The following is a 21754-nucleotide window of genomic DNA, read 5'->3' as shown; positions in this document are numbered from 1 at the left end:
TACCCGATGTGCAAAATGTAGTAGGCCGAGCGAAGCTCGGCTTGTTCCGAAGAAGCGAGCGTCAAAAACTTTGAAGCAGGTTTAGGCGATTTGAGGTGAGAGATGCTTGGTCGGATAATCGGAGCGTTGCTGCTCTTCGCCTGGCCGACGTATGTGGCGGTAGAAGAAGTGATAGCAGCCAGGAACGGATCGTCAGACAGCCCATGGTACTACGCTTGGATATTGCCTTACGTCGCGGCTTCGATCGCATGGATCGCGGAACCTAAGCGGTTTCCACTGGTGTCCCAACTGTTCGTCGTGCTCACCGCTCTTTTTACAATCTTCATCGTCCTCTTCCAACCGTCACCGTGATAAACTTGAAGCGGTCAGTCTTTTGTGTTAGACCGCGGCGGTCGAGATAAATCTCGACCGCTCCCCAGGATCCATTCTAGCGAATTAGCGCGTGGGCAAGTCTTGGGGTGGGGCGATGATGTAGACCGCGCCGTGGGAGCCGTGCTGCCAGACGTGCGCGAACTGGGCGCGCTTGTACACGCGGCGGATCGTCCCGGGGTCTCCGTCCGGTTCGTTGACGATAACATCTCCCGTCGGCGTGAATCCGCGCACGACGAGGAGATGACCGTCTGTGGTTCCATACGGAGTTCCATCGAGCTCACCCGTCGCGACCTTGATGCTCGCGATCACCGGGATGCCGCGCTTGACGAGCCGTTCGACATCCGCGAGCGATGAGAATCGTTCGATATAACCGGCGAGCCCATGCTCCGATGCGTATGCGACGTTGAACGGCCAATTGCCGCAGCCGTCGTAAACGGGGTCGTACGTCCCCTTCGCCGCCGTCGGCACATCGACGACCCACTGCGGTTTGTCGAGCTTGTGCGCCCAATAGCCCATGACCATCGCGACGCTCGTCGGCGAACACCACGAGCCGCCGCCGCCGCCGTATGCGCCGCCTTGCTTTCCGACGCGCTGCGTCAGCTGCGGCACGTCGATATCGGTGCCCCACGCGCCGACGTCCGCCGTCATCGCATCGCTTTGCGAAGCCTGCGCGCCGCTGTCGGTCGTCACCGCGAGCATGTGGAGCGCCGGCATCGTGCCTGCAGACGAAGGATGAAGGTCCGCCCGCAATTGGACGGCCGTCGCGGGATGCGTCAGATTCAACGTGTCGGTATCGACTTCGCCGTCGGCATCCGACTGCTTGTCGATCGAATGACGATGGCCGTCGTCGAGCGCCGAGCTCCAGTGGCCCATCTCGTACCAGCGCGTCCACCGATCGCCGACGCGGGCGCGCATCTGCACGCTGATCCACGCGTCGCCGCTCGTGCTCACGTTCCACGACGCGATCGCCGACGAGAAGCCGCCCGCGACTTCGTGGACAGCCGTCGTGAACGCCGGCTTGTCCGTGTTCGCCGCGACGATCCAGAGTGCGGCGTAGACCAATGCGATCAGATCTCCCATTCCCATGCATTCCAGAAGTCGGTGATGAAGGGTGACGGCTTGAAGTTCTTGACGTCCGAGTTCTCCGCGACGACATTGATATCCCAATAGACGACGACGTACGGCGCCTCGTCGATGAGGATCTTCGAGGCTTGATCGTAGTCGCGCTTGCGCACGGCGAAATCGTAGTGCACCTGCGCGTCGCTTAGCAGCGCATCGACCTTATGGTTGCAGTAGAAATCCGTGTTCGCGCCGTGCGGCGGCCAGTAGTCGCAGCCGATAAGGCCGAGGAAGTCGGGATCGGTTCCGTCCGTGTTGACGATCCACGCCATGTCGTACCTGTCGCCGTAAAGCGGGCCGTCGGGCGCGAAGAGCACCGACGTCGCGTAGTTCTTGATCGTCACGTCGATGCCGACGTCGTGCAACTCCGCGGCGACGATCTGCTCGGCCATCTGGTTCGGAAGATTCTCCGTCGCGGTCGACATCGAGAGCGAGAGCCGTACGCCGCCGCGCGCTCGGATGCCGCCCGGACCGGCTTTCCATCCGTCGGCGTCAAGCGAAGCACGCGCAGCAGCGGGATCGTACGCCAGCGGCTTGAGATCGCTCGCCGCCCACGACATCGGCGGGATGACCGTCGAGCCGCGCTGGCCGAGGCCGTGATAGACGTCTTGGATGATCTTGTCGAAGTCGATCGAGGTCGCGATCGCGCGACGCACTGTGACATCGGCGAGGATGGGGTTGTGCAGGTTGAAGTCGAGATGCCGGTAGTTCGCCGTCAACTGTTTGACGACGCGGATCCCGCCGATCGAATCCAACTGGCCGATGAGATTCTTCGAAACGCCGTCGAGCACGTCGATCTCGTGCGTCTTCAATTCGCTGACGTCGGTCAGCGAGTTGGGGATGATGCGGATATCGACCTCGTTCACTTTCGGTTCGCCCCGCCAGTACAGGGGATTCGGCGAGAAGATGAGATCGGAGCCGTGGACCCACTGCTTGAGGATGTACGGTCCGTCGCCGACCGGGTTCGAGTCGTACGGCAGGCGGTCGATGCGCGGATAACGCGCGAGCAGGTGCGCGGGCAGCGGCGGAAACGAGCCTTCCGAGAAGAGGAAGACCGAAGGACCGTACGGCTTTTTCAAGACCATCGTCACCTGATGCGGATTGTCCGCGATCATCGTCTTGATGCCGTCGTAACCGGCAGTCGTCACGACCGGGTTGTTGCCGTCGACGATCGCGTGCCACGTGAAGATGACATCGTCAGCCGTGACCGGTCGTCCGTCCGACCACCGCGCCTTCGGCTGGAGCTTGAACGTGATGCGCAGGCCGTCTTTGCTGATGAGCCCGTTCTGCTGCGTCGGGAACGTCGTTGCGAGCGCCGGCACGGCGTTGCCGCGCTCGTCGTAGCGGAACATCGGCTCGAAAAGCAGTGCGGTCATGTCGTCTGCGGCTGCCTGATTCGAGAAAAGGCGAAGCAGCGAGTTCGGCTCCTGATTCGCGACGATGCGGAGCACGCCGTGTTCGGTCCACGGGTTGACGCTTTGCGAAGACGTGCTCGTCGTCGTGCCGACCTTCGAACAGCCGGCGGCCGCGACGACCGCGCAAAACGCCACGATGGCGAGACCGGTGCGCGCTCTCACGCCGCCGCCTTCGCGATCGCGCGCCATAACTTGTCGGCGCCGAAACGGACGACGTCGTCGGCCGGAAGCCCGGTCTCGCGCTCGGCGTTCTCGATCGCGGCGCGCGCTTCGCTCTCATCGAGTTTGTGCGTATTGAGCGCGACGGCGACGCAGCGTGCCGGCTTGATCGGCGCGACCCACGACTCGTGCATCGCCGCGAGCGTCTTCAGATCGGGGATCGGCACGTCGAACTCCTCGATGCGGCTGCGCGCGGCATCGTGGCACAGGACGAAACAATCTGGCGCGCAGCCGTACAGCAAGCCGAGCGTGACCGGCGCGTAAGCCGGATGGAGAATGCTCCCTTGACCTTCGACGAGCGTGATATCGGTGTTCTGATCGACGGAAAGAACGAGACGCTCGGCCGCACCGGCGACAAAATCGGAGATGACGCGATCGACCGCGATGCCCTTGCCGGCGATGAGAATGCCGGTCTGGCCGGTCGCGACGAACTCGGCGCGTGCGCCCGCGGCGCGGCCGGCGCGCTCGAGTTCGAGCATGACGGTCATCTTGCCGATCGCGCAGTCGCTGCCGACGGCGAGCACGACGGTCTGCGGCACGCGATACGCTTCGCCCGAGAACAGCGGGATGCCGTCAGGAACCTCCCGGACATCCCAGAGCTTAGCGCCGCTCGCTTTCGCTCGCGCGACGAATTCCTCGTCATCGTTGAGGAACTCGTGCAAACCGCTGACGATCTCGACGCCCGCATCGATCGCGTCGAGGATCTGGACGCGAAAGGCGGGTGGCACGACGCCGCCCGCGGTGGCGACGCCGAGGAGCAGCGACGTCGGCCCCAGCGCGAGCGCCTCGCGCGCGGTAGCGACGATCGGCGACGAGCGGCCGAGGTGCGGAACGACATCGATCGCGTTCTTCCCGGCGTACGTCGAATCGATGATGGCGACGATCTCGTCGCGTCCGTACTGCATGACGCCGTGCGCAGTCTTCGCATGCCTGTCGGTGAGATAACCGTCCGTGAGGATGGCATAGCGCCGCTTGGCCTGCATCATGCGGCGGTCTACGCCGAGGCGCGGAGCGCCACCCCCAGCCCAGGAGCATCGGGTAGACGCATCTGCGCGCCGTCGAAAACGACGCCGTCATACGGATCGTCGGTGACGAGCAACGGTCCATCGAGGTCGGCGTAATCGACGAGCGGTGTCAGGTGAGCGCCGGCCGTCGCGAGGATCGACGACTCGATCATACAGCCGATCATGATCTTCATGCCGAGCGCGCGAGCGATGTGCGTCATCGCGACCGCTTCGCGCATGCCGCCGCACTTGACGAGTTTGATGACGATCCCGTCGACGCACCCGGCGAGCGGCGCGATGTCCGCCGGAATACGGCAGCTCTCGTCCGCCATGATCGGGATTCTCGACCGCTCGCGCACGAAGCGCAGCCGCTCGGGCGCGCCTGCGCGCACGGGCTGCTCGCAGAATTCGACCTCGAAGCGCGCGAGCTCGTTGAGCAATCGCACCGCCTGCTCCGGCTCCCAGCCCTCGTTCGCATCGATCCTGATACGCCCGCGATAGACCGAGCGCAGCGCCTCGAGCGTCTCGATCTCGTTGCCCGCGCCCACCTTGACCTTGAGGATCGGCATATGCGCCGCTTCCTTCGTCTTCGCGACCATCGTGTCGATGTCGGCGATACCGACCGTGAAAGACGTCTCTTTGGCGGCGCTTGGATCGAGCCCGAGGAGCCGGCAGACGGGTACTCCGAGCCGTTTGCCGGCGAGGTCGTGGAGAGCGATGTCGAGCGCGCACATCGCGCCGCGTTCCTCGCCGCCGAGCCGCCCGAGCGCGACGTCGAATTCGAAAAGATCGACGTCGCGGAAGTCGGCGGCCAGCAGCTGACGCGTCACAAGCCCAGGACTCTCCTCGTATCGGCCGGACGGCGCGCACTCGCCGAGCCCCGTCAACTCGCCGTCGTCGAGCTCGAGCAGCACCGATTCGGCGACGTCCTCCGACGATCGCGCGATCGTGAACGTGTGGCGGAGGTGCAACAGCAAGGGCGAGCAACGCAGAACCGGCGCGCCGCTTGGAAACGCTCGTGCCATGACGCTGGCTTCCACGCTCGCCGCCGCTAGCATCCTCACGCGTCCTTGTTCTGCCGCGCTTCGCAGTACAACGCCCAGATTTGCGCGAGCGCGGTAGGGACTCTCGCGACTTGTCGAACCCACACATGCCGCGGCGCTTCGTGTCGTCGCTTGGAGGATGTCATGCGATCAACCACTCGCTGTTTCGCGCTTTTCGCAGTGGCAACGGTCTTCGGAGCGCTGCTGAGCGCGACGCCGGCGAATGCCGGCTCGACCGGAAGTCTCACCGGCACGATCAAGGATGACAAAGGCGCTCCGGTCGCGGGTGCGCACGTGTCGGCGGCGGCGGCGACCGGGAGTTACAAAACCGTCACCGACGCGAAGGGGTTCTTCTCGATCGTCAACATCTCGCCGGACACATACACGGTGACGGTGACGGCGGCGGGATTCAGCTCGGCTGTTCTCGCGGGCGAGAACGTGTTCCAAGACCAGACGCTCGACATCGCGGTCGTGTTGCAGCCGGAAGCGAAAGTGCTCGGCCACATCACGACGACGGCGAAGACGAACCTCGTCCAGCCGAACCTCACGTCGGACACGTACAACGTGACGGCCGCGCAGATGAACGTCGAGCTCGGTGACACGACGCATCACACGCTGTACGACGTCCTCTGGCGCACGCCCGGCGTGACGAGCGGCCCGACAAGCAACTCGCCGATCATCCGCGGCGGCACGACGACCGAAGTCGGCTGGGAGTTCGAGGAGATCCCGATCGTCGACCGGACGGTCGGCTTCTACGTGACCGAACTGAGCACGACGGGACTTCAAAACGTCGAGGTGACGACGGGCGGACTCTCTGCGGAGCAAGGCGGCTCGAACGGCGGCATCGTCAACATGGTCGTCAAGCAGGGCACGTATCCGTCGTTCGGCGACGCGACCTTTTCGACCGGCGGCCCGGCTTACGCGCACGACCTTGAGGCGGAATATGGCGGCGCGACGCCCGACAACAAGTGGTCGTGGTTCTTCGCCGGCTCGTACACGAACGACGATCAGATTTACGGGAAGAACGGCGCCACAAACGGCCAGTTTTTCATGGAAAACCTCGAAGCGTTCGACTTCGTCAATACCAAAGACAATATCGTCAACGTCCACCATCACTGGGGCGAGAACAATCAGAACGACCTCCAATACGTCGCTGAGGAAGGCATAGGCATCTTCCGCTCGAGCTACGGTGGCGTTCAGGGTCAACAGCTGGCGCTCAACGGCGTCTTGCCTGGCTCGAACCCGAAGTGCGTCAACCTCTTCGGCGGCGACCCCTGCGCGTCGCTCGTGCTCAAGAACAATGCCGACGCGTGGTATCACTGGTACGATATCCAAAAGCTGTCGTTCAGCCACACGATCAACGACCACTCGTACTACCGGGCGCGCGTCGCGCAATCTCGTAACGGTTATTTCTTCGACGAAGAATGGGCCCAGAATCTCGGCGAGCCGTCGTTTTTCGGGCCAAATTTCACCGGACCAGGTGAATATGACGTGTTCGCTTTGTGGTGTTACGGCTGCTACTACCAAGATCGCCATACGCTGCAGACTTTCTGGAACTACGACTATGCCAACCAGCTGGGCGAGCATAACTTGCTGAAAATCGGGACCGGCTACGAATACGATCTCAATTTCCGGAAAGTATCCGATTGCAGCATTTTCTGCGGCAGCCCGGGATTCTCAGGCGAATGGCCGGATTTCTCGCGGGTAACGCTCGCCCCGACCCACGTCTACAGCGCCTACGCGAGCGATCACATCACCGGCGGCAAATGGGTGGTGGAGCCTGGGGTGCGCTGGGATCTCGAGCGTTATTCGATCTCGCCGGTGCTCGCCCAGAACGCGCAGCCAGCTTTCGGTACGAACTATCCGTTCACCGAATCGTTCGTGAGTCCACGCTTTGCCCTCACGTACCAGGCCGGCGACGCCGACGTGTTGCGCGGTTCGTACGCGCACATGGGCCAATTCATCGGCACCGCTTACGCGGAGAATTTCAGCGACTACGCGTTCTTCGGGAGTGGACCGGTCTTTCACCAATACAAGCCATCGACTGCGAAGAGCTACGATCTCTCGTGGGAGCACAGCTTTCCTAACGGTGTCTCGATGCGCCTCACGCCGTATTGGCATGTCAATAACGACTATATCGTCGAGTTTACGGATGCCAAGGGTGTGACCAGTTTTACCAACGGTGCTTCGACGAAGACGCACGGTCTCGAGCTCGCGCTGCACCGCGATGTGCCGCAGGGCCTATCCGCGTTCTTCTCGTTCACGTTCGACAACACGCTCAGCAATGTTCTTGCAGCGGCCGGTCCGTACTTCGGCGGCCGTAGTACCCAGTTTCTGGCAAACATCGAGGCGAATAACTTCTTGCCGGCGACGTACGCAGCGCCATATTCGTCCGACCTGGGTCTCGACTGGAAGCGTGGCGGCTGGGAGATCGATTCGAACACGCTGTGGTCTACCGGCTATCCGTACGGCGACGGAAACCTGTTCTACGACCTCGATCCAAACACCGGAAAGCCGGTGATCATGACCGGAAACACCTGCACGCACACCAACAACGCAGGTCTGGTCTGTCTCGACCCTCGAGAGCTGCACTCGTTCGCCCAATCGCTCCGCGGGCCGGCATGGTACAATGAGAACATATCGATCTCACACGCCTTTGGCGGCGGACGGATCGGCTTGACAATCACGAATCTCTTCAACGACGTGACGAACCCCGTGCCCAAGTCGAACTTCAATTACCTGAACAAGGATGGCAACGGAAACTGGACGCCGAGCGGCGTGTGCGCTCGCGCAGGGCTTGTGCCGTGCAACGAGAGCGGCGATGTCTTCTACGACAACTATTTGCCGGCGCCGAACGGCGTCTACTATCCGGCAGTCGGCTACTACATGGAGCAGTCGCTCACGCCACGTCAGACCACACTATGGTGGAAGATCAGCATGTAGCGGATCAGTGGTGCAAGTGCACTGAGATATGCGGCGCTTGGAAGTGCACGGGCGGCATTTTGAGCGCGGGTCCGCTCGGTACGCGGAGGGGTTGAGCGGCTCCAGCAAGCGGCGCCTTTTCGCCGCTCGTGCTTGATCCGGCCGCGCCGACGATGCCGGTCGCTGAAACCTGGGGCTGCGAGTTGCCGGCGGCCGGCGGTGGAGCGCCTCCGCCGCCGCTCGAGCCCGAGCAGCCGGCGACGACGGCGCAGATCACGACGATACCAAATAGATGATGACGCATGATGATCTCCTGACAACGCGGCGTATGTAAGTACGGATATATATGTGATGGATAGATGCGCGTTGTCAAGACTTGTCTTCGCTCAAAGCACGTGGTACTCTAGGTCCAACCCTGGGGTGTGCGCCGGCCTGTTGTCGGTGATTGAACCAACACAGTCACCAACGGGAGCCGGGCCTCCGAGCCGCCTTGTGCAAGCCCTCCTCGAGAGGGAAGCCTAAACAGCGGCAGGGCAGGCACCCACCTGCGTAAGCGGGTTCAAATCTCGGGCAGGCAGCGGCTCTTCGGGGATAGATGAAGGCCCGGCACTTAAGTGCCGGGCCTATCATGTTCGGTTCATGCATGTCGCATTCATATTATATGCTCGCGGTACGCAGCCGATCCAAACAATCCGCAACAACCTTGTCCTCATCGGCCCCCGACGTCTCCACCGTGACGAACCCGATGAACCCGCGACGACGCAGCGTGCGAGCCGCGCCTGCGTCGACTTCAGCGCCGCGCGCGATCGCGACGACGATCTCGTCGAGCAGCGCATCGCCGTCCTCCGACGGCGAGAGCACCGCGGTCAGGTCTTGCGCCAAGCGCAACCACGCGGAGTCGCACTCCTTCAACGCGCGCTTGCAATCCGGCAGGGACGACACGAGTGATCCCGGGCGCGACTCAAGCGCGAGAGTGATGTTTTTCTCTTTCGCCGCGTGCGAGATCGTCTTGAGGCCGCGGATCAGCTCGCGCCATGCGATGCCCGGTGAGCCGTTCGACGAACCGCTCGAGATCCGCAGGAGCGGCGCGCCGAGCGCGACGGCATTGCCGATCCACGTCTCGATGAGCGAGGCCTGAGCGTCGACGTCCGCATCGCCCCCGATTTCGCCGTCGAATGCGACGCCCGCGACGGTTAGGCCGCGATCGACGCACAGCTTGCGGAGCTGCGCGAGGTAGTCCCAGTCGGTCCGCGGAAAGTGCGCGCTCGCGAAGTCGACGCCGTCAAGCGCTCGTCGAGCGCACCGGTCGACCCACTCGAGCTGCGTGAGATCGCCTGATTGAATCGCGCGCGCATACGACCGAGAGCTGCAGCAGATCTTCATCGGTGGCCCGCCGCTTTCTTCGGGCCGCCGGTCAACCCTGCCCGAGCGAGAGCACCTCAGCGATGAGCCGCATCGTGTGCGTCGGCGAGACGTTCGTCGATCTGCTCGGCGAGCCGGAACTCGCGGACATCGGCGCAAGCGAGTTTTTCCAACGCGCGGCGGGCGGCGCGGTCTCGAACGTCGCGATCGGCATCGCGCGGCTCGGCGGCGACGTCGCGTTCGTCGGCGCCGTCGGACGCGACCCGTTCGGCAAGTTCCTCGTCCGCACGCTCGCTCATGAGAACGTCGGCGTCGACGGCGTACGTAGCGTCGACACCGCCACCTCGCTCATCTTCGTCGCGCGCGGACGCGACGGCGCGCGCGATTTTTATCCCGTGAGCTGTCCGGGCGCGGACGTCCGCTTATCCCCCGACGACCTCGACGGCGTCGCATTGCGCAAAGCGAGGTGCGTCCACTTCGGCGGCGTGACGCTCGCAGCCGAGCCGGGGCGAAGCGCCTGCCTTGCGGCCGCTGCGATCGGGCGCGAGCACGGACTCGTGACTTTCGATCCGAATCCACGACCTGCGATCTTCGCCAGCGTCGCGCAGATGCGAGCCGTGCTCGTTGAAGCGTGCGAAGCGGCGCACCTCGTCAAGTGTTCGGAAGAAGACCTCGATGCGCTCGGCATCGCCGGTCACGATCCGGCGACGCTCCTAACAGGAGGCGTCAGAGCCGCGGTCGTCACGCTCGGTTCGAACGGTTGCCGCTGGGCGACTGTCGGCGGCGCGACCGGAGAGGTGCGCGCCCCTCGTGTCGACGCCGTCGACACGACCGGTGCAGGCGATGCGTTTATGGCGGCGCTCGTCTGGCGCCTGTGCGAGCACCATAAGAGCGACATCGGCTCAGAGTCGATCGCGGAAGCGGCGGTGTGGGCGACGGCGGCCGGCGCGCTCGCGTGCACGCGCATCGGCGCGATCGACGGTTTGCCGCGCGCCGACGAAGTCGAAGCGATGACGGGCGCGTCGCATGGATGATGACCCGCGCACCCCGATGCTGCTTTTCGTTTGCATGGGCAACATCTGCCGCAGTCCGATGGCCGAGGCGATCGCGATCGATGAGGCCAGACGCGATCGCGTCAAGGCCCGAGTGTCTAGCGCCGGCATGTCGGCGCTCGAAGGTCACGAAGCGACCGAGCTGACGCGTGAAGCGCTCGCGAACATCGGGCTCGCGATCGACGATCACCGCGCCCGCCAATTGACGCGCGAGCTCGTCATCGATGCTGCGCTCGTCGTCACGGCGACGAACCGTCAGCGCACCGACCTCCGCCATTTCTTCCGGGCGGACCAAGCCAAGATCGTGAGCTTCGACGACGTCACCGGTCTCGGCGACTTGACCGACCCCTACGGATCGGGTCCGGACGCGTTCGCGCGAACGGCGTCCTTGTTGAAGCAAGGAATGCCGGCGATATTTTCGGCCTTACGCGAGAGAACCTGAGAGACGGTGCAAGGTCGGCCTGCGCGCCGACGGGAACCTAGCCGTTGAACATGGCCGGAAAACAATTCAAAATCGCATTGGGCGCAGACCACGCCGGTTTCGTGTACAAGACGCGGATCGGCGAACGCCTGCGGCAATTGGGGCACGAAGTCGTCGACTTCGGAACGTACTCGACCGAACCGGTCGACTACCCGCTCGTCGGCTTCAAGGTCGGCGAAGCGGTCGGGTCGGGCGAGTTCGAACGCGGCGTGCTCGTCTGCGGCTCGAGCCTTGGCATTTGCATGGCGGCCAACAAGGTGCGCGGCGTCCGCGCGGCGTCGATCGTCGAACCGTATTCCGCAAAACTGTCGCGCCAGCACAACGATTGCAACGTCGCCTGCTTCTCCGAACGCCTCACCGGCTGGGATATGGTCGAAGAGTGCCTCGATGTCTGGCTCAACACGGAGGCTGAGGGCGGCAGGCACGCGCGACGGGTGAAAGAGATCGACGATTACGGCGTCGAGACGGCGGAGAGCACGCGATGACCGCTCGAACGCTCGAACAATCCGCGCTCGCGTCGCAAGACCCCGAGATCTTCGACGCCATCCGCAACGAGGAAGAGCGCCAACGCAAGAACCTCGAGCTCATCGCGTCGGAGAACTACGTGAGCGCGGCGGTCCGCGAAGCGGCGGCGAGCGTCCTCACGAACAAGTACGCCGAAGGCTACCCGCACAAGCGCTATTATGGCGGCTGCGAGTTCGTCGACGTGGCAGAAGAGATCGCCGTCGAGCGGCTCAAGCGGCTCTTCGGTGTCGAGTACGCGAACGTCCAGCCGCACTCGGGCGCGCAAGCGAACATGGCGGTCTACTTCTCCGCCTTGTCGCCCGGCGACACGATCCTCGGCACCGCGCTCGACCATGGCGGCCATCTGACGCACGGCAGCAAGGTCAACTTCAGCGGCAAGCTGTACAACGTCGTGCCGTATCGCGTCAACGAGAAGACCGAGCGCTTCGACTACGACGAGATCCGCGCGATAGCGCGCGAGGCCAAGCCGAAGATGATCGTCGCCGGCTGGAGCGCGTACTCGCGCACCGTCGACTGGGCGGCGTTCGCGTCGATCGCCCGCGAGGTCGGTGCGCTGTTCATGGTCGACGTCGCCCACGTCGCGGGGCTCATCGTCGCCGGCCTGTACCCGTCGCCCGTCGGCCACGCCGACTACGTCACGACGACGACGCACAAGACGTTGCGCGGTCCGCGCGGCGGCGCCGTGATGAGCAACGGCGAGCTCGGCAAGGGGATCTCGAAGACGACGTTCCCCGGCATCCAGGGCGGACCGCTCATGCACATCATCGCAGCGAAAGCCGTGGCGTTCGGCGAAGCGCTGCGTCCGGACTTCAAGGCGTATGCGGCACAAGTCATCGCGAACGCGCGCGCGCTCGCGGCCGGGCTGCAGTCGCACGGTTTGCGCATCGTCACGGGCGGGACCGACAACCATCTCATGCTCGTCGACGTGTCGGTCCGCGGGCTCAACGGCAAAGAAGTCGAGGGATATCTCGACGAGATCGGCATCACCGTCAACAAGAACACGATCCCGTTCGACAAGAATCCGCCCGCGGTCTCGAGCGGCATCCGAATCGGAACGCCGGCGATCACGACTCGCGGCATGAAAGAATCCGACATGGCCGAGATCGCCGACATCATGGGCGAAGCAATGGGCGACGTCCACAAGCGATCGGCCGTCGAACGCCTGCGCGACCGCGTCTACGATCTCACCGGCCGCTTCGGCGTTCCCTGACAGATGACGATGGGCGACTCGAATATCGCCGGCATGACCGTCGTCGACCATCCGCTCGTGCACGACAAGCTCGGGCGGCTGCGTGACGCAGCGACGAAGAGCAAAGAATTCCGCGAGTTGTGCACCGAGCTCGCGATGCTCGTCGCGTATCCTGCGACGCTCGATCTCGAGACGACCGCCACGCAGGTCGCATCGCCGATCGACTGGGCATCGTCTCGCGAGCTCGTCCGCGTGCCGTTGCTCGTGCCGATCTTGCGCGCAGGACTGGGCCTCGTGCCCGGCTTCCAGGCGCTGATGCCGCAAGCGATGGTCGCGCACGTAGGCGTCTATCGCGATCCCGATACGCTCAAGGCGGTGCCCTACTATTCGAACCTGCCCGACGACCTGCGTGGGCGACGCGCCTTCGTGCTCGACCCGATGCTCGCCACCGGCGGGTCGGCGATCGCCACCGTCGATCTTCTCATCGAACGCGGCGCCGTCGTCGAAGATCTGCGCTTCATCTGTATCATCGCCGCGCCCGAGGGCGCGACCGCTTTGCACGAAGCCCATCCGCAGCTGCGATCGTTCGCGTGCGCGATCGATCGCCACCTCAACCAGCACGGCTACATCGTCCCAGGCCTCGGCGACGCCGGCGACCGGCTTTTCGGTCGCGGCGCTGGACGATCGCCACAGACGCGTACGGGGGCGCTGCGATGATGTCGCCGGCGATCCCGTCGGTCGATCGTCCGTCGTGGGACGAGTACTTCATGAACATCGCGAAAGCGGTGGCATCGCGCTCGACATGCTCGCGTCGCAGCGTCGGCGCGGTCGTCGTCAGAGACAAGCGCATTCTTGCGACCGGCTATAACGGCGCACCCGCGGGCCTGCGCCACTGCGATCACACCGGCGATGCCGACATGCGCGACGGCCACTGCGCGCGGTCGACGCACGCCGAGCAGAACGCGATCGTCCAAGCAGCGCGCCACGGCACGATGATCGACGGTGCGACCGTCTACTGCACCGCACAGCCATGTCTCACGTGCGCGAAGCTGCTCGTCAACGCGGGCGTCAAGCGCGTCGTCTACGACGGCGAATATCCTGACGAGCTGGCGGTCGCGATCCTCGACGAGGCGGGGATCGCGCTTGACCGGTTCGGTGAAACGCGCGGCACGACCCGATGACGACGGCCCTCCATCCGCCTGCCGGCCTCGTCGACATCAACATCTGGTGGCTGTGCGCCGTCACGTTCGTTCTCGCTGCCGTGGCGTGCGCGCTCGTCACGCCGCTCGTCCGCAGGATGGCGTTCGCGGTCGGCGTCTTCGATGAGCCCGATGGCGAGCGACGCGTCCACGCGCAGCCGACGCCGCGGCTCGGCGGCATCGCGATCTACGTCGGCTTCATGCTCTCGCTTTTCACCGTCCTCAACCTCGCGCTCACCCACACGTCGCAAGTCAGGCAGTATCTCAGCTACGGCGACCTCGCCCACATCATCGGATTGCTCTTCGGCGGCACGCTGATGATGGGCGTCGGGCTGTGGGATGACATCATGACGATGTCGCCGCGGCGCAAGTTCGTCGCGCAGCTCGTCGTATCGGCGATCGTCGTCGTGCTCTACGGCTTCACCATCGTCGACGTCAAGCTACCGTCGTTCGGCTACCTCGATCTCGCGTGGTTCGCCATACCCTTCTCGCTCTTCTGGTACATGGGCATGGTGAACGCGATCAACTTCCTCGACGGGCTCGACGGGCTCGTCGCCGGCGTGTCGCTCATCGCGGCGATCACCCTCGTCGTCGTCTCGCTCTGGCACAACGAGTATCTGGTCGCGGTGACCATGTGCGCGCTCGCGGGCGCGATGGCCGGCTTCCTTCCTTATAATTACCATCCGGCGCGCATCTTCATGGGGGACGGCGGCTCGCTGTTCATCGGCTTCGTGCTCGCGAGCGCGGCCGTCATGGGTACCGAGAAGAAGGCCGTCGCCATTTCGCTCATCATCCCGCTGCTCGTCCTCGCGCTGCCGATCGCGGACACCGCCGCTGCCATCTTCAGGCGCATGCGTCGCAAGGCGCCGCTGTTCTCGGCCGACCGCGGCCACGTCCACCACCAGCTGCTCGACCTCGGCCTCTCGCAGCGCCAGGCGGTTAACCTCATCTATGTCGTGTGCGGGATGCTCGGCATCATCGCGCTCGTGCTCTCGCGGCCGGGGGGCCCGCATCTCTTTTGAGCGATAAGCTTCGCGTCGCCGCGGTCTTCGGCACGCGTCCGGATGCCGTGAAGATGGCGCCGGTCGTCCATGCCCTGGCGGCGGACGACCGTTTTGAGTGCATCACGATCGCGACGGCGCAGCATCGCGAGATGCTCGACGAAGTGCTCCGCCTCTTCGAGGTCAAGCCGGTGTACGATCTCGAGGTGATGACCGAGGGTCAGACGCTGACGGATGTGACGACGCGCGTGCTCGAACGGATGTCGAGCGTGCTGCGCGACGCCAAGCCGGACGTCGTGCTCGTCCATGGCGACACGACGACGTCGACCGCCGCGGCGCTGGCAAGCTACTATAGGAAGGTCCCGGTCGGGCACGTCGAGGCGGGACTGCGGACCGACACGATCTACGAGCCGTTCCCCGAGGAGATGAACCGCCGGCTGACCGGTGTGATCGCGCGACATCATTTCGCGCCGACGCCGCTCGCGAGACAGAATCTGCTGCGCGAAGGCAAGGACCCCAAATCGATCGTCGTCACAGGGAATACGGTCATCGACGCGTTCCTTTGGGTGCACTCGCGCCTGCGGGCCGAAGACAAGTTCGAGACCGCCGTCGCCGGCAAGACGTCGCCCACGCGTCTCATCTTCGTCGAAGCGCATCGACGCGAGAACCTCGGTGCGCCGATGGAATCGATCTGCCGCGCGCTCGCCGACGTCGTGCGCCGTCACGAAGACGTGTCGATCGTATGGCCCGTCCATCCGAATCCCGAAGTCGTCGAAGTCGTCCGCCGAGTGCTCGACGGAACGCCGCGCGTGCGACTCATCCCGCCGATGGAGTACCGAAAGCTCGTCGGTGCTATCGGAAGCGCCGCGATCGTCGCTACCGACTCGGGCGGCTTGCAAGAAGAAGCGCCGTGCCTCGGCAAACCGGTGCTCGTGCTGCGGCGCGTGACCGAGCGGCCGGAAGGCGTCGCGGCGGGTACGCTCGAGCTCGTCGGAACCGATGAGTCGACGATCGTCGCCGCGCTCGACCGATTGCTCGACGATGATGCCGCATATCAGAGGATGGCGCGCGCCGCGAATCCGTACGGCGACGGCAAGGCGAGCGAGCGCATCACCGCCTCGCTGCTCGCATCGTACCGCGGTGGAATCGCGCCGACCGAGTTCGATCCGACGTTGCCGCCGACTTTGCCGTCATCCGCGAGATCCGCGAAACCGAAGCGTTGAAGGAGCAGACGCCGCTGTCGCTCGGCCAACTCGCGGGAGCGGGAACGGGCATCATCGGATCGATCGCGTCCGGACTCATCCTCGGCTATCTCGCCGCGCGCTATCTGCATTGGACTTGGGCGCTGCCGGTCGGCATCGTCATGGGCTTCGTCACAGGTGTCGTGTCGATGTACCAACGGCTCTCGAAGCTCACCTGAGCCCTCGCGAACGCGCGTTCGAGAGATGAAGGTCGCCCCGAAAGGGCGCACGAATGCGCGGGATTCGATGGAGTATATCCGCCCGTATCAGGCCGCGATAGCGACGTACAGCCTGGTGCCGGCGGCCGTCGTCGCGCTCGCGCTCGCTGCTGTTTGGCACGCGCCGCTGCCGGCCGCGTCGCTGGTCGCCGGCGTCCTCATCGGACTCGCCTCGCTTTTCCACATCGCTGGAAGCTTCGACCGCTTGTTGAAAGCCGGCAAGGGGTACGTGCCGTTTTTGTCGATCGAGGGCGTGCTTCGGGTGCTCCTCGCGGGTGCGGCGCCGTTCCTCATCGTCGGCAAGGGCCCATGGCTCGGCTACTTCACATACCTTGCTGGATTTGTCGCACCATTAGCAGTAGCGATTTTGGTGTATCGTCAACAAGTAGTGTACGCACGCCGCGACGCGACGTAAAGGGACATGATGCACGAGACGATCGGCGAACATCCGCTCTGGCATATCTCTTTTCTGCCGGCGCCGTTCAACACGGTGCACGCGGATACGGTCGTCATCACGTGGATCGGCATGGCGATCGTGCTCGTCGCCGTCGCGCTGCTCGCCGCCACGCATCCCGTCACGAAGCTCTCGAAACGCTACTCGTTCATGGAGCTCATCGTCAGCGGCATCGGAAGCCAAGTCGAGACGATCTTAGGCAAGAACGGGTTGCCGTTCGTGCCGTTCATCATCTCGCTCTTCATGTTCATCTTCGTGCTCAACGAGATCGGGCTCTTCCCGTTCGTCGGCACGTCGCCGACGGCTGACCTGAACACGACCGCGGCGCTCGCGATCTTCGTCATCGTGCTCATCCAGATCATCGGCATCGCGCGCAAAGGTCTCGGCTACTTCGGCCACCTGCTCGTCAAACCGGTTTGGCCGCTCGGGATCCTCATGCTGCCGATCATGATCATCGACGAGCTCGCGCGTCCCGTGACGCTCGCGATGCGGCTGTTCGGCAACATCTTCGCGGGCGAAGTGCTGCTCGTCGTGGTCGGCGCGGTCATCCTCGCGAACGTCTCGATCGGCTTCCTGCCGATCTCGAAGCTGGCCAATGCCGCGCCCGTCCTCATCTATGCTTTCAATATGATCATCGGACTCATCCAAGCAGTCGTGTTCACGTTATTGACGACGGCATACCTCATCACGCCGCTTTCAGACGAAGCGCACTAAGGGAGCAAACATGGAAAACGCCATTCTCGTCGCGTCCGTCATCATCGCCTTCGCGCTGATGGTCGGTTTCGCGGCGTTCGGCTCGGCGATCGGCGACGGCATCATCGGCAGCAAGGCCGTCGAGTCGATCGCGCGCCAGCCCGAAGCGCGGCCGAACATCTTTTTCTTCTACTTCCTCGGCTTCGGCATCCTGGAAGCGTTCCCGATCATCGCGATCGCGCTCGCTTTCTTCTTGCTCATCGGCGGTGGCGGTCTCGGAGTCATGGCGCTCCTTAAGCCCGTCCTCGCGAAGTAGAGGCAAGCGGACAAACCCCATGCTGCTCTCGATCGACGGCACGTTTCTCATCCAGATCCTGAACTTCGTCGCGTTCTGGATGCTGTTGAACTGGCTGTTCATCGCGCCGACGCGGCGCGCGATCGAAGCGCGCCAACGCGCCATCGCCAAGCTGCACGCCGACGCAGATGCAGCTCGCGCTCGGGCGAGAGCTCTCGAGGCAGAGGCCACGGGCTTGCTCGATGCCGCTCGCCGTCGCACGGACGAGATCATGCGTGAAGGTTCCGCGAAGGCGGCCGCATCGGCGAAAGAGATCGAGCGTTTGGCGGCTGAGGAAGCGGCGGCGACCGTCGCCCTCGCGCAAGCGAAAGTGGCGACCGAACGGGCGGACGCCGCGGCGAAGCAGGGCGTGTTCGTCCACGAGCTCGCGCGCTCGATGGCACAGCGGGCGCTCGGCGCCGAAAGCGTGGTCTGAGCGTGGATACGTCGGTCCTGCGCGACCCCGTCTTCATCGCGAAGATCGTCGACTTCGTCATCTTCGTGATCGCGCTCGTCGTCGTGTGGAACAAAGCCGTCGCCGGGCAGCTTGAAAGCCAACAAGAAAAGCAGAACCAGGAGGTCGAGAGCGCGCAGCACGCGCTCGTCGAGTCCGAAGCCGCTATCGAGAACGCGCGCGCCGCTTTGGATATGGCCGAATCGGACTCGAAGCGCATGGTCGAGTTCGGCGCGGCGCAGGCGCAGCGTCTTGTGGCGGACACGAAGGTCGAGGCCGAAGCGCACGCGACGCGCGTCTTGGCCCACGCGAACGGCGAGCTCGACCGCGAGCGTTACCGGGTCCGCCGCGAATTGCTGGAAGACACGGTGGAGCGGGCGCACGAGCACGCGCGAAAGATCGTCGCAGACGAGCTCGATCCTTCGCGACAGCGCGCCCTCGTCGAGCAGCTCCTGTCTGATCTCGAGAAGTCACGTGCTTAAAGAGACGATCGCGCGCCGGTACACCGCAGCCCTCTTCGCACTGGCGAAAGAGGCCGGATCGGCCGACGCCACCGCGCAGGAGCTCGACTCGTTTGTCGGCGCGCTCGACAAGGAGCCGTCGGCGCGCGAGTTTTACGCATCCCCGGTCGTCGACCGCGCCGAAAAGGTCGAGCTGCTGCGCCAGTCGCTCGCGAGCCGCATCAGCGAACTGACCTTCAACTTCATCGTGCTGCTCGTCCGCAAACGGCGCGAGAACCTCATCGACACGATCGCGCGTCAAATGCACGAGATGCTCGACGCGGACGCAGGCGACACGGTCGCGAGCATCGCGACTCCGAAAGCATTGCACCCGGACGAGCTCGCGGAACTCGCGCGCCGCCTGTCGCACGTCTACAAGCGGAAGATCATCCCGCAAGGCCGCGTCGATGAGAGCATGCTCGGCGGCGTCGTCGTCCAGATGGGCGACACGTACGTCGATGCGAGCGTCGCCGGAAAGCTGGAAGAGATCCGCCGCCACCTGCTGTCGGGCGTCGAAGCCGCGACGGCCACGTCGCCCAACGGAAAGACGAGCGCCTAGGCGCTAACGGAGACGAAATGATCAACGCCGACGAGATCGCCGGAATACTCAAGCAGCAGATCATGAGCGCGCGGGTCGAGGTGCGCGAGGACGAGGTCGGGACCGTAATCGAGGTCTCGGACTCGGTCGCGCGGGTCTACGGCCTGCGCGTCGTCCAGATGAACGAACTCGTCCAGTTCCCGAACGGTCTCTTCGGCATCGCATTCAACTTGGAAGAAGACAACGTCGGTGTCGTCGTCATGGGCCCGGACAACGACATCAGAGAGGGCGCGACGGTCCGCCGCACCGGCCGCATCATCTCGGTGCCGGTCGGCGACGGCGTCGTCGGCCGCGTCGTCAACCCGCTCGGCCAGCCGCTCGACGATGCAGGGCCGGTGCAGACGACGCGCACGAGACCCATCGAGACGCAAGCGCCGACGGTCGTCGAGCGCCAGCCGGTGCACGAACCGCTGCAGACCGGCATCAAGGCGATCGACGGCCTCGTGCCGATCGGCCGCGGCCAGCGCGAGCTCATCATCGGCGACCGTCAGACCGGCAAGACCGCGATAGCGATCGACGCGATCCTCAACCAGCATGGCAAGGAAGTCGTCTGCATCTACGTCGCGATCGGGCAGAAGGCGTCGACTGTCGCGCAACTGCACAAGATCCTCACCGACGCCGGCGCGATGTCGTACACGACGATCGTCGCCGCCAACTCGGGCGATCCGGCCAGCTTGCGCTATATCGCGCCGTATGCCGGCTGCGCCATGGGCCAAGAGCTCATGTACGCCGGCAAGCACGTGCTCATCATCTACGATGACCTCTCGAAGCACGCGCAAGCGTATCGCGAGATCTCGCTCGTCTTGCGCCGCCCGCCGGGCCGCGAGGCTTACCCCGGCGACATCTTCTACTTGCACTCGCGCCTGCTCGAGCGAGCGGCGAAGCTGTCGGACGGGCTCGGCGCCGGATCGATGACCGCGCTTCCCGTCATCGAGACGCAGCAGGGCGACGTGTCCGCGTACATCCCGACGAACCTCATCTCGATCACGGATGGGCAGATCTATCTCGAGACCGGATTGTTCTTCAACGGCATCCGGCCGGCCATCGACGTCGGCTTATCCGTGTCGCGCGTCGGCGGCAACGCGCAGACGAAGGCGATGAAGTCGGTCGCGGGTCAGCTCCGGCTCGAGCTGTCGCAGTATCGCGATCTCGCGGCGTTCTCGAAGCTCGCGTCCGATCTCGACAAGGCGACGCAAGCGCAGCTGTCGCGCGGCGAGAAGATCACGGAGACGCTCAAGCAGCCGCAGTTCGAGCCGCTCGACCTCGATCGCCAGGTCATCCAGATCTACGTCGCCGTCAACGACTACCTCGCCGACATCCCGACCGAGCGCATCCACGAGTTCCACACACGCTTCTACGAGTACCTAAAGACGGCGATGCCGGACGTGCCGTCGGACATCGCGACATCGAAGACGGTCTCGGATGCGGTGAAGGCGAAGCTCAACGACGCCATCGTCGACTTCAAGAAGCGGTTCGGGAAAGCCGCATAACGGATGCCGACGCTTCGCCAGCTCCGCGACCGGGTCAAGTCGCTGAAAAACACGCAGCAGATCACGCGCGCCATGAAGATGGTCGCCGGTGCGCGCATCCGCCGTGCGGAGCTTGCGATGAAGGCGGCGCGTCCTTACGCGACCGCGATCGGGGAGATGAACCGGGAGCTTGCGTCCAGCGGCGGCGGGTCGCACCCGCTGCTGTCGGACAGGGCTCCCGACAAACGCGCGATCTTGCTCATGACCGCGGACAAGGGCCTGTGCGGCGCGTTCAACTCGAACCTCGTGCGTGCGGCGCTCCAAGTCACGTCGCAGTCGCCGTCGCCATCGTCGCTCTATCTCGTCGGCATCAAAGGGCGCGTCATGCTGCGCAAGACGCAGCATCCCGTCGTCCAGGCGTGGCCGCTGCAGGGCAAGCCGTTCGTCGAACTCGCCGCGGAGATCGCGAGCGCGGTGACCGGCGACTTCCTCGCGGGCAAAATCGATCAGGTGACGCTCGTCTCGAGCCGCTTCGTGTCGACGATCGTCCAACGCGCGACGCCGATGCGATTGCTGCCGATCCAGCGCGATCCGGGCGCACCGGCGAAGTCGGCTTCGACGAACAGCTTCGAGTTCGAGCCGGATCCGGGTGCGGTGCTCGCCGCGCTTCTTCCGAAGTACGTCGAGTTCACGATCTTCCAAGCGCTGCTCGAGACGCAAGCCTCAGAGTTCGCGGCGAAGCTTCTGGCGATGAGCAACGCGACGGACAACGCCGGCAAGCTCATCGACGACCTGACGCTCGTCATGAACAAGACGCGCCAAGCCGCGATCACGAAGGAGATCCTCGAGATCGTCGGCGGCGCCGAAGCCCTCAAAGGATAAAGGAAACT

General features: G+C 64.3%; 25 protein-coding genes and 1 other RNA gene. 20 read left to right on the top strand and 6 right to left on the bottom strand.

Annotated features, from left to right (window positions below; all coding sequences use genetic code 11):
- The first annotated feature begins 102 nt into the window (after positions 1–102).
- Positions 103–351, top strand: coding sequence for a hypothetical protein (locus VFO25_01950; GenBank protein ID HET9341663.1), 249 nt, complete (start codon positions 103–105; stop codon positions 349–351).
- Positions 352–435: 84 nt separating this feature from the next.
- On the opposite strand, the gene VFO25_01945 is transcribed toward VFO25_01950, so the two are convergent.
- Genes VFO25_01945 through VFO25_01930 form a run of 4 tightly spaced genes read right to left on the bottom strand, consistent with a single transcriptional unit; the run spans position 436 to position 5187 of the window.
- Positions 436–1452: a peptidase C39 family protein gene (locus VFO25_01945; protein HET9341662.1), complete on the bottom strand. Its 1017-nt coding sequence runs from the start codon at positions 1450–1452 to the stop codon at positions 436–438.
- Positions 1440–3068 (bottom strand): peptide ABC transporter substrate-binding protein, encoded by a 1629-nt coding sequence (locus tag VFO25_01940; protein ID HET9341661.1) that lies wholly within the window; start codon positions 3066–3068, stop codon positions 1440–1442. Before VFO25_01940 ends, VFO25_01945 begins: the two co-directional genes overlap by 13 nt.
- Entirely contained in the window at positions 3065–4111 is a 1047-nt protein-coding gene (locus tag VFO25_01935; protein ID HET9341660.1) for a DUF1611 domain-containing protein, read from the bottom strand. The genes VFO25_01940 and VFO25_01935 overlap by 4 nt, the downstream gene beginning before the upstream one ends.
- An 8-nt stretch (positions 4112–4119) precedes the next feature.
- Entirely contained in the window at positions 4120–5187 is a 1068-nt protein-coding gene (locus VFO25_01930; GenBank protein HET9341659.1) for a dipeptide epimerase, read from the bottom strand.
- A 129-nt stretch (positions 5188–5316) separates the two neighbouring features.
- Here VFO25_01930 and VFO25_01925 point away from each other — a divergent pair, with 129 nt between their 5' ends.
- On the top strand, positions 5317–8115 hold the full coding sequence (locus VFO25_01925) for a TonB-dependent receptor (protein ID HET9341658.1): 2799 nt from the start codon (positions 5317–5319) through the stop codon (positions 8113–8115).
- Between the two features lie 4 nt (positions 8116–8119).
- On the opposite strand, the gene VFO25_01920 is transcribed toward VFO25_01925, so the two are convergent.
- Positions 8120–8467, bottom strand: coding sequence for a hypothetical protein (locus VFO25_01920; protein HET9341657.1), 348 nt, complete (start codon positions 8465–8467; stop codon positions 8120–8122).
- Between the two features lie 36 nt (positions 8468–8503).
- Here VFO25_01920 and ssrS point away from each other — a divergent pair.
- Positions 8504–8690: non-coding RNA, 6S RNA (gene ssrS / locus VFO25_01915), on the top strand.
- Between the two features lie 61 nt (positions 8691–8751).
- Here ssrS and VFO25_01910 read toward each other — a convergent pair.
- Entirely contained in the window at positions 8752–9477 is a 726-nt protein-coding gene (locus VFO25_01910) for a TIM barrel protein (protein ID HET9341656.1), read from the bottom strand.
- Positions 9478–9539: 62 nt separating this feature from the next.
- Between VFO25_01910 and VFO25_01905 the strand changes: the two genes are divergently transcribed.
- Genes VFO25_01905 through atpG form a run of 17 tightly spaced genes read left to right on the top strand, consistent with a single transcriptional unit; the run spans position 9540 to position 21746 of the window.
- A complete protein-coding gene (locus VFO25_01905) occupies positions 9540–10490 on the top strand; it encodes a carbohydrate kinase (protein HET9341655.1) in 951 nt (316 codons plus the stop codon).
- Positions 10483–10950 (top strand): hypothetical protein, encoded by a 468-nt coding sequence (locus tag VFO25_01900; protein HET9341654.1) that lies wholly within the window; start codon positions 10483–10485, stop codon positions 10948–10950. Before VFO25_01905 ends, VFO25_01900 begins: the two co-directional genes overlap by 8 nt.
- 50 nt (positions 10951–11000) lie before the next feature.
- Positions 11001–11474 (top strand): ribose 5-phosphate isomerase B, encoded by a 474-nt coding sequence (rpiB, locus tag VFO25_01895; protein ID HET9341653.1) that lies wholly within the window; start codon positions 11001–11003, stop codon positions 11472–11474.
- Positions 11471–12724 (top strand): serine hydroxymethyltransferase, encoded by a 1254-nt coding sequence (gene glyA / locus VFO25_01890; GenBank protein HET9341652.1) that lies wholly within the window; start codon positions 11471–11473, stop codon positions 12722–12724. Before rpiB ends, glyA begins: the two co-directional genes overlap by 4 nt.
- A 33-nt stretch (positions 12725–12757) precedes the next feature.
- Positions 12758–13420, top strand: a complete 663-nt coding sequence (upp, locus tag VFO25_01885; GenBank protein ID HET9341651.1) for a uracil phosphoribosyltransferase — start codon at positions 12758–12760, stop codon at positions 13418–13420.
- The gene (locus VFO25_01880) at positions 13417–13884 is read left to right on the top strand and encodes a cytidine/deoxycytidylate deaminase family protein (protein ID HET9341650.1); all 468 of its coding nucleotides are present in this window, start codon (positions 13417–13419) and stop codon (positions 13882–13884) included. The genes upp and VFO25_01880 overlap by 4 nt, the downstream gene beginning before the upstream one ends.
- Positions 13881–14924: an MraY family glycosyltransferase gene (locus tag VFO25_01875; protein ID HET9341649.1), complete on the top strand. Its 1044-nt coding sequence runs from the start codon at positions 13881–13883 to the stop codon at positions 14922–14924. Before VFO25_01880 ends, VFO25_01875 begins: the two co-directional genes overlap by 4 nt.
- The gene (gene wecB / locus VFO25_01870) at positions 14921–16126 is read left to right on the top strand and encodes a UDP-N-acetylglucosamine 2-epimerase (non-hydrolyzing) (GenBank protein HET9341648.1); all 1206 of its coding nucleotides are present in this window, start codon (positions 14921–14923) and stop codon (positions 16124–16126) included. Before VFO25_01875 ends, wecB begins: the two co-directional genes overlap by 4 nt.
- A complete protein-coding gene (locus tag VFO25_01865) occupies positions 16123–16323 on the top strand; it encodes a hypothetical protein (GenBank protein HET9341647.1) in 201 nt (66 codons plus the stop codon). The genes wecB and VFO25_01865 overlap by 4 nt, the downstream gene beginning before the upstream one ends.
- Before the next feature lie 25 nt (positions 16324–16348).
- Positions 16349–16777, top strand: a complete 429-nt coding sequence (locus tag VFO25_01860) for a hypothetical protein (protein ID HET9341646.1) — start codon at positions 16349–16351, stop codon at positions 16775–16777.
- Positions 16778–16783: 6 nt separating this feature from the next.
- Positions 16784–17530, top strand: coding sequence for a F0F1 ATP synthase subunit A (atpB, locus tag VFO25_01855; protein HET9341645.1), 747 nt, complete (start codon positions 16784–16786; stop codon positions 17528–17530).
- 10 nt (positions 17531–17540) lie between these two features.
- The gene (gene atpE, locus VFO25_01850) at positions 17541–17825 is read left to right on the top strand and encodes an ATP synthase F0 subunit C (GenBank protein HET9341644.1); all 285 of its coding nucleotides are present in this window, start codon (positions 17541–17543) and stop codon (positions 17823–17825) included.
- Between the two features lie 19 nt (positions 17826–17844).
- Entirely contained in the window at positions 17845–18279 is a 435-nt protein-coding gene (locus VFO25_01845; GenBank protein HET9341643.1) for a hypothetical protein, read from the top strand.
- Positions 18280–18281: 2 nt separating this feature from the next.
- The gene (locus tag VFO25_01840; protein HET9341642.1) at positions 18282–18779 is read left to right on the top strand and encodes a hypothetical protein; all 498 of its coding nucleotides are present in this window, start codon (positions 18282–18284) and stop codon (positions 18777–18779) included.
- Positions 18772–19356, top strand: a complete 585-nt coding sequence (gene atpH, locus VFO25_01835; GenBank protein HET9341641.1) for an ATP synthase F1 subunit delta — start codon at positions 18772–18774, stop codon at positions 19354–19356. Before VFO25_01840 ends, atpH begins: the two co-directional genes overlap by 8 nt.
- 17 nt (positions 19357–19373) lie before the next feature.
- A complete protein-coding gene (gene atpA, locus VFO25_01830) occupies positions 19374–20885 on the top strand; it encodes a F0F1 ATP synthase subunit alpha (GenBank protein HET9341640.1) in 1512 nt (503 codons plus the stop codon).
- A gap of 3 nt (positions 20886–20888) precedes the next feature.
- Complete coding sequence (atpG, locus tag VFO25_01825; GenBank protein HET9341639.1) at positions 20889–21746, top strand: ATP synthase F1 subunit gamma; 858 nt, start codon at positions 20889–20891, stop codon at positions 21744–21746.
- The last annotated feature ends 8 nt before the right edge of the window (positions 21747–21754 follow it).

Source organism: Candidatus Eremiobacteraceae bacterium (assembly GCA_035710745.1).
Classification (GTDB): Bacteria; Vulcanimicrobiota; Vulcanimicrobiia; order Eremiobacterales; family Eremiobacteraceae; genus JANWLL01.
Note: the sequence above shows the minus strand (reverse complement) of the source record. Positions and strands in the feature narration are given on the sequence as shown.

What these genes read in the sequence shown, in the direction of transcription:
- VFO25_01900 (HET9341654.1), top strand. Translation starts at nt 10,483, where the DNA reads ATGGATGATGACCCGCGCACCCCGATGCTGCTTTTCGTTTGCATGGGC.
- glyA (HET9341652.1), top strand. Translation starts at nt 11,471, where the DNA reads ATGACCGCTCGAACGCTCGAACAATCCGCGCTCGCGTCGCAAGACCCC.
- atpB (HET9341645.1), top strand. Translation starts at nt 16,784, where the DNA reads ATGATGCACGAGACGATCGGCGAACATCCGCTCTGGCATATCTCTTTT.
- atpE (HET9341644.1), top strand. Translation starts at nt 17,541, where the DNA reads ATGGAAAACGCCATTCTCGTCGCGTCCGTCATCATCGCCTTCGCGCTG.
- upp (HET9341651.1), top strand. Translation starts at nt 12,758, where the DNA reads ATGACCGTCGTCGACCATCCGCTCGTGCACGACAAGCTCGGGCGGCTG.
- VFO25_01905 (HET9341655.1), top strand. Translation starts at nt 9,540, where the DNA reads ATGAGCCGCATCGTGTGCGTCGGCGAGACGTTCGTCGATCTGCTCGGC.
- VFO25_01935 (HET9341660.1), bottom strand. Translation starts at nt 4,111, where the DNA reads ATGATGCAGGCCAAGCGGCGCTATGCCATCCTCACGGACGGTTATCTC.
- VFO25_01945 (HET9341662.1), bottom strand. Translation starts at nt 1,452, where the DNA reads ATGGGAGATCTGATCGCATTGGTCTACGCCGCACTCTGGATCGTCGCG.
- VFO25_01880 (HET9341650.1), top strand. Translation starts at nt 13,417, where the DNA reads ATGATGTCGCCGGCGATCCCGTCGGTCGATCGTCCGTCGTGGGACGAG.
- VFO25_01930 (HET9341659.1), bottom strand. Translation starts at nt 5,187, where the DNA reads ATGCTAGCGGCGGCGAGCGTGGAAGCCAGCGTCATGGCACGAGCGTTT.
- VFO25_01910 (HET9341656.1), bottom strand. Translation starts at nt 9,477, where the DNA reads ATGAAGATCTGCTGCAGCTCTCGGTCGTATGCGCGCGCGATTCAATCA.
- VFO25_01875 (HET9341649.1), top strand. Translation starts at nt 13,881, where the DNA reads ATGACGACGGCCCTCCATCCGCCTGCCGGCCTCGTCGACATCAACATC.
- VFO25_01860 (HET9341646.1), top strand. Translation starts at nt 16,349, where the DNA reads ATGAAGGTCGCCCCGAAAGGGCGCACGAATGCGCGGGATTCGATGGAG.
- VFO25_01925 (HET9341658.1), top strand. Translation starts at nt 5,317, where the DNA reads ATGCGATCAACCACTCGCTGTTTCGCGCTTTTCGCAGTGGCAACGGTC.
- rpiB (HET9341653.1), top strand. Translation starts at nt 11,001, where the DNA reads ATGGCCGGAAAACAATTCAAAATCGCATTGGGCGCAGACCACGCCGGT.
- atpG (HET9341639.1), top strand. Translation starts at nt 20,889, where the DNA reads ATGCCGACGCTTCGCCAGCTCCGCGACCGGGTCAAGTCGCTGAAAAAC.
- VFO25_01845 (HET9341643.1), top strand. Translation starts at nt 17,845, where the DNA reads ATGCTGCTCTCGATCGACGGCACGTTTCTCATCCAGATCCTGAACTTC.
- atpA (HET9341640.1), top strand. Translation starts at nt 19,374, where the DNA reads ATGATCAACGCCGACGAGATCGCCGGAATACTCAAGCAGCAGATCATG.
- VFO25_01950 (HET9341663.1), top strand. Translation starts at nt 103, where the DNA reads ATGCTTGGTCGGATAATCGGAGCGTTGCTGCTCTTCGCCTGGCCGACG.